This window comes from Streptomyces sp. NBC_00989, from assembly GCF_045162655.1.
GTDB lineage: Bacteria > Actinomycetota > Actinomycetes > Streptomycetales > Streptomycetaceae > Streptomyces.
Map to the genome: position 1 here is coordinate 4,223,615 of NZ_CP108728.1, position 12,770 is coordinate 4,236,384.

Here is a 12,770-nt window from a genome sequence, read left to right on the forward strand (position 1 = left end):
CACAAAAAAGAGGGGCCCCGCGCACCGTGGGGATGCGCGGGACCCGCCCGTCCGGGGCCCGGTGGCCGTGCGGAGTCAGGGCCGCACGGCTCCCGAAGGCTCCGGAGTCATCAACTGCTGCGCCGGGTCACGAACTCGGCCAGCGCGAGCAGACCGCCCGCGTCCTGCGGGTCCGGGATCGCCCGGGCCAGCTCCTGCACGGCCCGTCCCATCCGGTCGGCCGCCTGGTCCTGCGCCCAGTCCCGGCCGCCCGCCCGCTCGACGGCGAGCGCGGTGCGCTCCAACTCCCCTTCCTCGTACGGCAGTCCGTACAGTTCCGCGAGTTCGGCCGCCGCCGGTGTGCCCGAGGTGAGGGCGGCGACCACGGGCAGGGACTTCTTGCGGACGGCGAGGTCGGCGCCGGCCGGTTTTCCGGTGCGGCCGGGGTCGCCCCATATCCCGATGACGTCGTCGATCAGCTGGAAGGCGAGCCCGGCCTGGCGGCCGAACGCGTCCAGCGCCTCGACGTCCTCGGCGGACGCCCCCGCGTACAGCGCGCCCACCGCGCAGGCGCAGCCGAGCAGCGCGCCGGTCTTGGCCTCGGCCATGGCGAGCACCTCGTCGAGGGTGACCTCGCCGGGGGCGCGCTTCTCCATGGCGGTGTCCGCGTGCTGGCCCTCGCACAGTTCGACGACACAGTTCGCGAGCCGAGCGGCGGCGGCCGGGGCCGCCGGGTGCGGGTCCTCGGCGAGCAGCCGGAGGGCCAGCGCCTGGAGGGTGTCCCCGGCGAGGATCGCGTCGGCGTCGCCGAACACGGTCCAGGCGGTGGGCCGGTGCCTGCGGGTGGCGTCCCGGTCCATCACGTCGTCGTGCAGCAACGTGAAGTTGTGGACCAGCTCCACCGCCGCCGCGGCCCGCAGTGCGCTCGCCCGTACCCGCTCGCCCCCGAGTGCGGTGGCGGCGGCCAGGACGAGGGCGGGGCGGATCGCCTTGCCCGCGTTGCCCGCCGCCGGGGTGCCGTCCGCGTGCTCCCACCCGAAGTGGTAGAGCGCGATCCGGCGCATCGAGCCGGGCAACGAGTCGATCGCCGCGCGCAGTTCGGGGTCGACGGACGTCCTGGCCCCCTCCAGGATCACCGCCGCCTCGTGCCCGTCGGCCGGCGGTGTCCCGTCGGCGCGCTGTCTCGTCTCCGTCCTGAACTCGGCCATGGGGTCCCCCTCGGACAGTCCGCGGACGGTGACGCCTGCGCTGCGACCGGTCGCATACGACCGGGGTGTACCCGCCCTGACGGGCGGGGACACCGCGTCCATCTGCTGAAACGTCACCTCCAGCGGCCGATCTCGACGTTCTCCAGGACGCCGAGGGCGTCCGGCACGAGGACGGCCGCCGAGTAGTAGGCCGTCACGAGGTAGTTGATGACCGCCTGTTCGTTGATGCCCATGAAGCGCACCGACAGGCTCGGCTCGATCTCGTCCGGGATGCCGGCCTGCTGGAGGCCGATGACGCCCTGTTCGGCCTCGCCGGTACGCAGGGCGATGATCGAGGTGGTCCGCCGGTCGCTGACCGGGATCTTGTTGCACGGGTAGATCGGCACACCGCGCCAGGTCGGGATGCGGTTGCCGGCGACGTCGATGGACTCCGGGACCAGGCCGCGCTTGTTCAGCTCGCGGCCGAACGCGGAGATCGCGCGCGGGTGGGCGAGGAGCATCTTGGTGCCGCGCCGCCTGCTGAGCAGCTCGTCCAGGTCGTCCGGGCCGGGCACGCCGTCGTGGGGCTGGAGCCGCTGGTCGTACTCGCAGTTGTTGAGCAGGCCGAACTCGCGGTTGTTGATCAGCTCGTGCTCCTGGCGCTCCTTCAACGCCTCGACGGTGAGCCTGAGTTGCTGCTCCGTCTGGTTCATCGGCTGGTTGTAGAGGTCGGCCACGCGCGAGTGGATGCGCAGGACGGTCTGGGCGACGCTCAGTTCGTACTCGCGCGGCTTGGCGTCGTAGTCGACGAACGTGTGCGGGATGTCCGGCTCGCCGGAGTGGCCCGAGGCGAGGTCGATGGACTTCTCGCCGTACTTGTTGGTGCGCTGCTCCGGGATCGCGCGCAGTTGCGCGAGGTGGTCCCGCAGGGTCTCGGAGCGCTCGGCGACCTGCTCGACGTCTCCGCGGGCCAGGATCAGCACCGTGCAGGCGGTGTCCGCGCGGGCCGTGTACTCCCAGATGGACTCCGGGTCGAGCAGTGCCTGGTCGCCGAAGTAGGCGCCGTCGGCGAGGACTCCGAGGACCGTGTCGTCGCCGTACGGGCCCGTGCCGACCTTCTCCACCCTGCCGTGCGCCAGCAGGTACACCTCGTCGGCCTGGCCGCCGAACGACGCGATCGCCTCCCCCGGGGCGTACTCCCGCTGCCGGCAGCGGGTGGCCAGCTCCGAGAGCACCTCCTCGTCCTCGTAGTCCCGCAGCGCGGGCAGTTCGCCGAGCTCCGCGGGAATGACCTCGACGCGGTCGCCGGTCTTCACGAATGTCACCCGGCCGTCGCCCACGGAGTAACTCAGCCGTCGGTTCACCCGGTATGTGCCACCCTGCACGTTCACCCACGGCAGCGTGCGCAGCAGCCAGCGCGAGCTGATCTCCTGCATCTGCGGCGCGGACTTCGTGGTCGTGGCCAGGTTCCGCGCAGCCGCCGTACCAAGACTCTGCTGCGGCTTGTTCTGCTCCGCGCGGACCTCTTCGCCTACCGACATAGAGAAATGCCCTCCCCATTCATGCCCGGCACCTGTGCGCCCGGCATCGTTCTCGCGCATCAGCATTTCTCACGGAGCGTGCTGATGGTATTACCCAAAAGAGCGGGAATGGATCTTCAACTGCTGGGCACAGGGGCTGTTTACGTCGAATGTTGTTCGAGTTGCTGCCGGGTCCGGCGTTGTCCGGATCAGCTCGCACACCGTACGAACAAGTCGTCCGTACCGCGCTTTTTCGGTACAAGCAGCGATACGAGACGGCCTTGAACGGCGGCCGTCGCACAGCACGAAGGAGGCGTTCATGGCCTCACCCATGTCCGCGGGCGGTTTCCTGGCCGGTCTGAAGGCGGAGGGCGTCAAGGTCGTCGAGGTCGGCGACTGGGAGCACCACAACCGCAACCACAAGGGCCCGTGGGGGCCCGTCCACGGCGTGATGATCCACCACACGGTCACCAAGGGCAGCGCGCACACGGTGGGCCTGTGCCGCGAGGGCCGCCCGGACCTGCCCGGCCCGCTCTGCCACGGCGTCATCACCAAGGACGGCGCCCTCCACCTGGTCGGCTACGGCCGCGCCAACCACGCGGGCCTCGGCGACGACGACGTCCTGCGCGCGGTGATCGCCGAGAAGGCGCTGCCGCACGACAACGAAGCCAACACCGACGGCAACCGGCACTTCTACGGCTTCGAGTGCGAGAACCTCGGCGACGGCGAGGACCCGTGGCCCGAGGCCCAGTTGGAGACGATCGAGAAGGTCTGCGCGGCGATCTGCCGCCACCACGGCTGGACGGCGCGCTCGGTGATCGGGCACCTGGAGTGGCAGCCCGGAAAGGTGGACCCGCGCGGGTTCACGATGAACTGGCTGCGCGACCGGGTCCACGACCGGCTGAAGTGACCACCGGGTGATACGGGGCGCCGGGTGGCACGGGCGGCATGGGTGACATTGGTGGCACAGGTGACACGGGGTGCCGCGTGACACCGGCGTCACGGATGACATGGATGCCCCGGGTGACAGGGGCGCCTCTGACAACCCTGGTGATCCGAATGCCCCGGGCGCTCCGGGCACTCCGGGCACCCCGGGCACCCCGGCCGACATGGCCTCCCCGGGCGACGCGGGCGATCGGGCAGCCCGGACGCCCCGGGTGACAATGGTGCCGTGACCAGCCCCGACCTCGCCGCGCTACGGCCCCGGCTCCCGTCGCCGGTGGAGGAGATCACGGACGGGCGCTTCGGCCGGCACGGCGTCCGGCTGCTGCTCAAGCGGGACGACCTGATCCACCCGGACCTCATCGAGAACAGACCGACTGGCGTAGGTGGTTACTGACCTGGTCTTTATTGGTTGGACAGCCACCTACACCTTCACTGAAGGTGGTTCTCACTATGGGTGCGATTACAGATCCGGCCAAGCTGTGCGATCTGTACCTCAGGCGCAGCACTTGGCAAGACGACAAGACAACGCTGAAGAAGCATGAGCGCGATCTCAGGGAACGTGCTGCGCGCGAGGGGCTGACGGTCCGTAAGGTCTGGATTGAAGAACTCTCTGCGTTCAAAGCAGGCGTCACCCGCGATGAGTTCGACAAGGCCATTTCCGCTGTAGTGGCTGATGCAGTTCGGCACCTGTTCGTGTGGAAGCTCGACCGACTGAGCCGTCAGGGCATGGGACAGGTCGGCAACGTACTCGACCAGTTCGAGAAAAAGGGCGCTCGTCTCGTCGCGCACATCGACGGCCTGGACAGCAGCATCCCGCAACATCGCGGGCTGTTTGCATGGTTGGCCGAACAGGCGCGCTCAGAGTCGTACAACACGTCAGTCCGTACACGCAGCACCAAAGCAGAGAAGAAGCTTTCTGGCGCATGGCCTGGCGGCCAGCCTCCCTACGGATTGCGTGTGCGCAAAAAGAGCACGCAACACAACCCGAAGGAGTATGCGACTGCGCGCAGAATCGCTAAGGAATTGCTGGACAACAAATCGGCCCAAGTGATTGCCGACGAACTGAACTCCGAGGGCCTGAAGACTCGGCGCGGCGGTATGTGGCGGTCATCGACGATTACGCAACTCGCTCACTCCCCTGCTTGGGCGGGGCTGATGCCGGTCCACGAGCGCTACACCGACGACAAGGGGCGGGAGCGGTGGCGGCTGACCGACACGCCCATGATGGGCGAGGAAGGGAAACCGGTCAGCGTGGGCGAGGGTGTCATCACGGTGGGTGAGCGGGCCCGTATTCTCGCTGGCCTGCAATCCCGCACATCGGATTCGTTCGCCGGTGGCAGGCGTGGAAAGCCTGGGGCACAGTCGCTCCTGTCGAGTTTCGCGAAGTGCGGCCGGTGCGGCGGCAACATGACCAAGAGCGGGCAGCAATACCGCTGCTATCGGCGTGTCAACCTCGGGAAAGCAGCATGCAAGGGAATGACTGTGCTCGTGAAGGATCTCGACCGTGCTATATCGGCGGCCTTCATGGTGCGCGTGCGCTCGTTCTCTAGCGATCACGCGCTCTTTCACGAACTTGCTAACCGGTGGCTCGCCTACGACGATCCGGAAAGAGAGGCTCGGCGAATTGAGCTGATCGCCACTGTGGCCGATGCTCAGTTGCGGTTGTCGAAACTGGATGACGCGTATTTCGTCCACGGGCGATTCAAGGGGGCCGAAGGTGAGCACCGGTACTTGAGTATGCGGGAAGCGATCGACGGTCAGCTTGAATCCGCAAATGATGAACTGTCAGAAATCAAGGCGGCCACAGACCTTTCGATTCTCTATGATCCTGAACTCCTGCGCTCAGCATGGCGTGCCGCAGATCAGGAGAAAGCTCGGATGCTGCTCCGGGTCGTGCTGCACTCGTTCACTGTCCTTCCTCCACGTGGCCAGGGGTGCAAGCGAAGTTGGCTCTCACTGCTGGCGGACTGCTGCTTCCACTGGGTGGGCGAGAAGCAACAGCCGTTGCGGCGTGATCCGGAACGCGTAGGCGGCATCGTCATGTTCGAGGGCGACCCGTACTTGGTCGACCTGATTGCGTAGACCTGAGGTCCCCTGATCTGCACCTTTGCCACGCGGCCGGCCGTAGAGGCTTTGGGCGGGAGCTGCCATGGGGCGAGTGAACAGGGGGCCTTACGCTCGCCAGCGGATCGGGCAGTCTCTTGGAGCCTGCCCGCGTTTAGCCCGATCGGCCCCCTGTTCTTCGAGGCTCGCCCCATGGTGGCTGCCTAAAGCCTCGTAGGCCGTCCGCCCCCAGCCACGTCGACCCGACCACGACGGCGCGCCATTTAGATCTAGTGAAGAAGAGTTCGACCGATGGGGCCGGTGCACGATCAACGCTCAAGGCTTGCCCGGTGTCGGGCGGTTGCCGACCGGACGGGACCGGCCGAAGGCCGCACGCCCGGCCGGGGCGGCAGGACCGCCCGGCGCGCCGAAGGCGCGCCCTTGAGTAAGTAGAGAAAAGTTACTCCGATCCCAAGACCCGGCGATACGTTCGCCTTCACGACTGGCTACCTGGCGCCCCGTGAGGGTCCGGGCTGGCGGCCTGCTGCGGCCGTACGGCTCCGTAGAGGCTCGGGGGCTGGCCTACCTGACGGGCGGCCGGTTGAAGCGCGTGAGGGCCCGTCGGGACGTGTCTGCGGTCTCGTACGTCAGGGACCAAGGGCCGCTGTTGATCGTGAACGACTTGTCGAACCCGACCCACATGCCCTCCATGCTCCGGCCGGTGATCTCGACCAAGAGCTGTACGGCGCCGTGGTAAACCGCCCCCTTGTAGTACCCCTCTGCCGCTGTGCGCTCGGTCCACGTGCCCGTGAGTGCTGGGCCATCCTTGGTGAGGTCCACGAAGATCGGGGAGTCGTTAGACCCAGGCAGGCTCTCGCCGTGCAGTCGGTTCCCCACCTGCCGCATGATCACGTAGTGATGTCGTGTGACCTTGCCTCGACTCGTGCTCTCGTAGGTGTAGCGGCTGTGCCAGATCCCGGACAGGGAGTCCGCGTCGGGCTGGTCACCACTGAGCACGTGGACGGACAGGCCCAGAGCCTGAGCGATCGGGGCCAGCCAGTCGCGCGGCGTGCGCTTCCCTGTCTCGTACCGGTAGATCTCTTGCCTGCCTAGCTTCTCGGGGCCCACGCCAGCAACGCGGCACGCTTCCCTCGCCAACCGCGCTTGGGACCAACCGAGTTGTTCCCGCCGGTCGCGAATCCGTTCCCCGATATTCATACCCTCCATTGTGGCCTACATCGGGCCTACAGGTGGGCCCACATTGGGCAGCTAGTTGCGGATTCACGGGTGTCACAGGATCGACTCATGACGATGACTGAGGCCGAAAGGAACAGTGCTCCAAGGCTGTTGCCCTGGAGCACAGAGGATGGCAAGAGGTGCTTTCTGATCTCCGATGGGTCTGACAGCTTCCTGTCCCGCAGAGCTGATGACGTCGAACAGATGCAGCTCGCCTTGGGCTCTGAACTCCTGGAGCAGGTCATAGAAGTGCTGGAGGACCCCACGGTGTCCCCCCGTGAGCTGCGCTTTTTTGGGAAGACTCTGGCCCACGCTCTGCGTGACACGCTAAAGGTTGCCGAGAGTCGCGGCGCTCGACTCGGGATTGCGCCTGGCATGGATGCCGACGACGGCGAATCGACGGAGGGCACATGACGAAACTTGGTCGGAGGATTGGAGACTTTGCCGGTCCGCTGTTGATCATCGCGATATCGGTATCGTGCGGCCTGGTCGTCGGCTTCGTAGTCGCAAGCTCCAACTGAGAATCCCGCTCCCGTCACCCTCTCATTCCCCCCAAGTCGCAGAGGGCGGCGGGAGCGGGGCACGGAGTAGGTAGGGCCCCGCCTGGTGCACCCAGGACGGGGCCCTTCTGCATGTCCTGACCTGCGCTCTTGTCACCTACACCAGTGGGCGTACACTCGATCGGCAACAAGTGGCGCAAGCTCGCGCCGAACCTCACGGCGGCGGCCGGACGGACGGTCGTCACGTTCGGCGGCGCCTACTCCAACCACCTGCGCGCCACCGCCGCCGCGGGCCGCCTCCTGGGTCTGCCCACGGTCGGCGTGGTCCGCGGCCAGGAACTGTCCGACCGCCCGCTCAACCCGTCCCTGGCCCGCTGCGCGGCCGACGGGATGCGCCTCCACTTCGTCGACAGATCGACGTACCGGCGCAAGACCGGGCCGGAGGCGCTGGCCGCGATCCTGCGCGCGGCGGACGCGGAGGGCGCCTACGTCGTCCCCGAGGGCGGCAGCAACTCCCTTGCCGTACGCGGCTGCCGGGCCCTGGGCGAGGAACTGCGCGCGCGTGCCGCCGTCGATGTCCATGTCGATGTCGTCGCCCTGGCGTGCGGGACGGGCGGCACGCTGGCCGGCTTGGCCGCCGGACTGGCCCCTGACCAGCGGGTGTTGGGAGTACCGGTCCTCAAGGGCGGCTTCCTGACCGCCGACATAGAGAGCCTTCAGGAGCGCGCCTTCGGTGGTCGGCGCGGCGACTGGTCGCTCGACGACCGCTTCCATTTCGGTGGCTACGCACGCGTGCCGGCCGAACTCGACGCCTTCGCCGAGGACTTCGAGCAACGTCACGGCCTGCCCGTCGAGCGTCTCTATGTCGCCAAGTTGCTGTACGGACTTGTCGTCCTCGCCGATGAGGGCGCCTTCCCGCGCGGGACGACGATCGCGGCGGTCGTCACCGGGCGCCCGTTCTCATGAACAGCCGCCCGGCGCCGTAGAAACCGCTGGGCCGCCTCCAGGTGCCGTAGCCACCCATGGGCGCTCCGCCGGAGTCGCGGATCGACGCAGCCCCGCGCCCCTTCAGGGTTCTGGCGAACCGTGAATGGCCTCGCCCGACCGGCTCACGCCGCCTCCCGGTAAGCCGCCGCCTCCTCCAGGTCCAGCCTGCGGAGCAGGGTGCGGAGCATCTCGTCGTCGATGTAGCGGCCGTCGCGGAGGCGGACGAACATCGAGCGTTCGGCGCTGATCATCTCGCGGGACAGGCGGCGGTAGGTGTCGTCGACGGTCTCGCCGGTGACGGGGTTGGTGGCGCCGAGACGCTCCCAGACGGCGTTGCGGCGGCGCTCCAGGACCTCGCGGAGGCGGTCGGCGAGCGGAGGGGGCAGGGCGTTGCGTTCGTCCTCCAGAAGGGCCTCCAGGCGTTTTTCGGCGACGCGGGAGGCCTGCGCCTGGGCGTTGGCCTCGGCGAGCGTCTCGGCCTGCTGGTCGCGGCCGGGGAATTTCAGGAGGCGGATGATCGGGGGCAGGCTCAGGCCCTGCACCACCAGCGTCCCGATGACCGTCGTGAAGGTCAGGAACAGGATGAGGTTGCGCTGCGGGAAGGGGTCGCCGCCGTGCACGGTGAGCGGGATCGAGAAGGCGATGGCCAGGGAGACCACGCCTCTCATGCCGGCCCACGCGGTGGTCATCGCCCCCTTCCAGGTGGGGTTGTCCTCGCGTTCCCTGATCCGCGCCGAGAACATGCGGGGCAGGAAGGCGGCCGGGTACACCCACACGAACCGGGTCGCGACGACCACCAGGAAGAGGGCGATCGCGTACCAGGCGGCGTCCAGGCCCCGGTACTCACCAAGGCCCTTGAGGACCACGGGCAGTTGGAGCCCGATCAGGGCGAACACCGCGGACTCCAGGACGAAGGCGACCATCTTCCACACGGCCTCCTCCTGGAGGCGGGTCGCGAAATCGACCTCCCACGCGCGGTGGCCCAGGTAGAGCGCGACGACCACGACGGCGAGCACCCCGGAGGCGTGTACCTGCTCGGCGACCCCGTAGGCGACGAACGGGATCAGCAGGGAGAGCGTGTTCTGCAGCAGCGCCTCCTTGAGGTGCGTGCGCAGCCAGTGGATCGGCACCATCATCAGGAGCCCGACCCCGACCCCGCCGACGGCCGCGAGCAGGAACTCCCAGATGCCCCCGGCCCAGGTGGCGCCTTCACCGATCGCGGCCGCGAGGGCCACCTTGTAGGCGGTGATCGCGGTGGCGTCGTTCAGCAGGGACTCGCCCTGGAGGATCGTCGTGATCCGCGAGGGCAGTCCGACCCGGCGGGCCACCGCGGTCGCCGCGACCGCGTCCGGCGGCGCCACCACCGCGCCCAGCACCAGGGCCGCGGTCAGCGGCAGCCCCGGCACGATCACGTACGCGGCCCAGCCGACGACGAACGTGGCGAAGAGCACGTAGCCGACCGACAGCAGTGCCACGGGCCGCACTTGGGCCCGCAGATCGAGGTACGAGCTGTCGGTGGCCGACGTGTACAGCAGCGGGGGCAGCAGCAGCGGGAGCACGACCTCCGGGTCGAGGGTGTAGTCGGGCACCCCCGGGACGTACGAGACCACCAGCCCGACCGCGACCAGCAGCAGCGGCGCCGGCACCGGGGTGCGCCGGGCCGCGGCGGCCACCACGGCGCTCCCCGCCACCAGCAACAGCAGTGGCATCACGTCCATCGTCCTCGCCCGCCCTCGTTTTTCCGCGCGGCCAACCGCACACCCGTCGTAATCTGGCAATCATGAAACAGTGCACGCACGCCGACGCGCTGCCGCTTCCCGAACCGGGGCCCCAGAGCGAGACCTGTCTGGAGTGTCTGGCGGCAGGCACCCACCCGGTGCAGCTGAGACTGTGCCTCTTCTGCGGCCATGTCGCCTGCTGCGACTCCTCGCCCCTGCGCCACGCCTCAGCACATCACAAGGACTCCGGACATCCGGTGATGCGGACGTTCGAGGTCGGGGAGAGTTGGCGCTGGTGCTTCGTCGACCACGTACTCCTGTGACCCCGTAATCCGGCCGCTTGTTTCCCGCCCGTTTCGACGGTTCGACCGTCTGACGTCTGGGTACGTCAACCCGGCGCGCGCTCTTCCCAATTGGGCCCGCAGGACCCCTAGCCACGGAGCGTATCCGTAGGTTTACTATGAGTGACAACATGGGGTTGGGGTCCCGGGGACAGAAAAGTTCGGAGCGCGGTAGCGTCACCGCTGAACCAAGTATCGCGTTACCCCGGGGGGCGACCCCTGGGCCCCCGAAAGAGCTTGTACCACCTTGGAGGTGAGGGTGTCCCAGATCGCAGGCGAGCCCGCGACCCAGGACTTCGTGGAAGTCCGGCTGCCGGCTGCGGGCGCATACCTGTCGGTGCTGCGTACGGCCACGGCCGGCCTCGCAGCCCGTTTGGACTTCACCCTCGACGAGATCGAGGACCTTCGCATCGCGGTGGACGAGGCCTGCGCGATCCTGCTCCAGCAGGCCGTGCCGGGCTCGGTGCTCAGCTGTGTCTTCCGCCTGGTGGACGACTCGCTCGAAGTCACCGTCTCCGCCCCGACGACGGACGGTCACGCCCCCGCGCGCGACACCTTCGCCTGGACCGTGCTCTCGGCCCTCGCGGGCAAGGTCTCATCGGCAGTCGACGAGGACAAGACCGTTTCGATCAGCCTCTACAAACAGCGCGGCGCGGGACCCGGGCCGGCGTGAGGAACGGGGACGGGCCGGTGCGGGACGAAGAGCGCGGCACACGGGAGCTGCCGGCCGAGGGCGGCCCGGGCGGATCCCGCCTCACGGCGGACGGAAGCCCCCTCGTGCCGCGCGGCGGAATCCCGGAACAGGCCCGGCCGCACCCGGAGGAAGAACCCTCGGAGGCCGGTGTGATGGACGACGGTCAACGTGAGCAGGACGGTGCCGTGCGTATTGGTGGGGTCTCCCCCGTTGCCGGGGGTTCCCCCGCTCCGACTGGGTCGAGCGCGGGGGAGGAGGCGAAAGCTCGGGAAGGGGCGACGGGCCAGGCGATGAGCGAGCACGAGCGGGACAACGTGGCGGGCACGCAGAGCGTGCAGGTCACACGGCACGACCCCCAGGACCGCAGTGGGGCGCGCGCCCTCTTCATCGAGCTGCGCACGCTCGATGGCGGCAGCGTCGAGTACGCGGAGCTGCGCAACCGGCTGGTCCGTATGCACCTGCCGCTCGTCGAGCACCTCGCGCGCCGCTTCCGCAACCGCGGTGAGCCGCTGGACGACCTGACCCAGGTCGCCACCATCGGCCTGATCAAGTCGGTCGACCGCTTCGACCCGGAGCGCGGCGTCGAGTTCTCGACGTACGCGACCCCGACGGTCGTCGGCGAGATCAAGCGGCACTTCCGTGACAAGGGCTGGGCGGTGCGCGTCCCGCGCAGGCTCCAGGAGCTGCGCCTGTCGCTGACCACGGCGACGGCGGAGCTCTCGCAGCGGCACGGCCGCTCCCCCACGGTCCATGAGCTGGCCGAGAAGCTGGGCATCTCGGAGGAGGAGGTCCTGGAGGGCCTGGAGTCGGCCAACGCCTACTCCACGCTGTCCCTGGACGTCCCCGACACGGACGACGAGTCCCCGGCGGTCGCGGACACGCTCGGCGCGTACGACGAGGCCCTGGAGGGCGTCGAGTACCGCGAGTCGCTCAAGCCGCTGCTGGAGGACCTGCCGCCCAGGGAGAAGCGCATTCTGCTGCTCCGCTTCTTCGGCAACATGACGCAGTCGCAGATCGCGCAGGAGGTCGGCATCTCGCAGATGCACGTGTCCCGGCTGCTGGCCCGGACACTGGCCCAGCTGCGGGAGAAGCTCCTCGTCGAGGAGTGATCCGCCCGCCGGAGTCAGCTCTTCGGCTCTTCGGTACCACGGCCGGGCCCTCGGATTCCGAGGGCCTGTGTCGTCGCCGGGTTCACCAGCAGCACCAGCGCCGCGATCGCGACGACCGCGATCGCGATACCGGCCGGGATGGCCACGCTGTCGGCCTGGAGCAGGTTGTAGGCCACGGGCAGCGCCATGACCTGGGTGATGACGGCGGGGCCCCGGCTCCAGCTGCGCAGCCCGAGCAGTCCGCGGGCGGCGAGCAGCGGCAGCAGCGCGAGCACCACCAGGGTCACGCCCCCGGTCACGGCCTGCTGCCGGTCGTCCGGTTCGCCGGTGAGACCCAGGACGAGCAGCCACACCCCGGCGACGGCGAGCACGAGCCCCTCGACGGCGACGAGGGCCGCCGCGTAGGTCAGACGGCGCGGACGGGGTCCGTCGGGGCCGTCGGTCTCCGGGGCGGGGGTCTGCTCAGCGCTCACCCCAGCAGGGTAGCCCTCGGGATCCGGCCCCAGGTGTG

Annotated in this window: 12 protein-coding genes and 1 pseudogene; 8 read left to right on the plus strand and 5 right to left on the minus strand. The window is 68.8% G+C overall.

Annotated elements, in window-relative coordinates; all coding sequences use genetic code 11:
- Positions 1-110: 110 nt before the first annotated feature.
- Both OG714_RS18135 and OG714_RS18140 read right to left on the minus strand, forming a co-directional pair.
- Positions 111-1,187 carry a family 2 encapsulin nanocompartment cargo protein polyprenyl transferase gene (locus OG714_RS18135; protein ID WP_406122209.1) on the minus strand — a complete coding sequence of 359 codons (1,077 nt, stop codon included), beginning with the start codon at positions 1,185-1,187 and terminating at the stop codon, positions 111-113.
- 113 nt (positions 1,188-1,300) lie between these two features.
- Positions 1,301-2,707 carry a family 2B encapsulin nanocompartment shell protein gene (locus tag OG714_RS18140; protein ID WP_406122211.1) on the minus strand — a complete coding sequence of 469 codons (1,407 nt, stop codon included), beginning with the start codon at positions 2,705-2,707 and terminating at the stop codon, positions 1,301-1,303.
- Positions 2,708-3,005: 298 nt separating this feature from the next.
- Between OG714_RS18140 and OG714_RS18145 the strand changes: the two genes are divergently transcribed.
- From OG714_RS18145 to OG714_RS18155, 3 genes and pseudogenes are all read left to right on the plus strand, one after another.
- Positions 3,006-3,596 (plus strand): N-acetylmuramoyl-L-alanine amidase, encoded by a 591-nt coding sequence (locus OG714_RS18145; protein ID WP_406122213.1) that lies wholly within the window; start codon positions 3,006-3,008, stop codon positions 3,594-3,596.
- A 261-nt stretch (positions 3,597-3,857) separates the two neighbouring features.
- Positions 3,858-4,001 (plus strand): annotated as a pseudogene (locus OG714_RS18150) (1-aminocyclopropane-1-carboxylate deaminase); the annotation flags it as partial.
- 80 nt (positions 4,002-4,081) lie between these two features.
- Positions 4,082-5,713, plus strand: coding sequence for a recombinase family protein (locus OG714_RS18155; RefSeq protein ID WP_406122215.1), 1,632 nt, complete (start codon positions 4,082-4,084; stop codon positions 5,711-5,713).
- A gap of 543 nt (positions 5,714-6,256) precedes the next feature.
- On the opposite strand, the gene OG714_RS18160 is transcribed toward OG714_RS18155, so the two are convergent.
- Entirely contained in the window at positions 6,257-6,901 is a 645-nt protein-coding gene (locus OG714_RS18160; RefSeq protein WP_406122217.1) for a helix-turn-helix transcriptional regulator, read from the minus strand.
- Positions 6,902-6,979: 78 nt separating this feature from the next.
- On the opposite strand from OG714_RS18160, the gene OG714_RS18165 reads away from it, so the two are divergent.
- Positions 6,980-7,324, plus strand: coding sequence for a hypothetical protein (locus OG714_RS18165; protein ID WP_406122219.1), 345 nt, complete (start codon positions 6,980-6,982; stop codon positions 7,322-7,324).
- 251 nt (positions 7,325-7,575) lie between these two features.
- On the plus strand, positions 7,576-8,376 hold the full coding sequence (locus tag OG714_RS18170; RefSeq protein ID WP_406122221.1) for a 1-aminocyclopropane-1-carboxylate deaminase/D-cysteine desulfhydrase: 801 nt from the start codon (positions 7,576-7,578) through the stop codon (positions 8,374-8,376).
- A 143-nt stretch (positions 8,377-8,519) separates the two neighbouring features.
- Here OG714_RS18170 and OG714_RS18175 read toward each other — a convergent pair whose 3' ends face one another.
- On the minus strand, positions 8,520-10,115 hold the full coding sequence (locus tag OG714_RS18175; protein ID WP_406122223.1) for a Na+/H+ antiporter: 1,596 nt from the start codon (positions 10,113-10,115) through the stop codon (positions 8,520-8,522).
- A 62-nt stretch (positions 10,116-10,177) separates the two neighbouring features.
- Between OG714_RS18175 and OG714_RS18180 the strand changes: the two genes are divergently transcribed.
- The 3 genes from OG714_RS18180 (at position 10,178) to OG714_RS18190 (ending at position 12,259) form a co-directional block, all read left to right on the plus strand.
- Positions 10,178-10,438 (plus strand): UBP-type zinc finger domain-containing protein, encoded by a 261-nt coding sequence (locus OG714_RS18180; protein WP_406122225.1) that lies wholly within the window; start codon positions 10,178-10,180, stop codon positions 10,436-10,438.
- Between the two features lie 277 nt (positions 10,439-10,715).
- Entirely contained in the window at positions 10,716-11,129 is a 414-nt protein-coding gene (locus OG714_RS18185) for an anti-sigma regulatory factor (RefSeq protein WP_019058277.1), read from the plus strand.
- Positions 11,130-11,146: 17 nt separating this feature from the next.
- Positions 11,147-12,259, plus strand: coding sequence for an RNA polymerase sigma factor SigF (locus tag OG714_RS18190; RefSeq protein WP_406122227.1), 1,113 nt, complete (start codon positions 11,147-11,149; stop codon positions 12,257-12,259).
- A gap of 14 nt (positions 12,260-12,273) precedes the next feature.
- Here the strand turns inward: OG714_RS18190 and OG714_RS18195 are convergent, their stop codons facing one another.
- Entirely contained in the window at positions 12,274-12,732 is a 459-nt protein-coding gene (locus tag OG714_RS18195; RefSeq protein WP_406122228.1) for a hypothetical protein, read from the minus strand.
- Positions 12,733-12,770 lie beyond the last annotated feature (38 nt).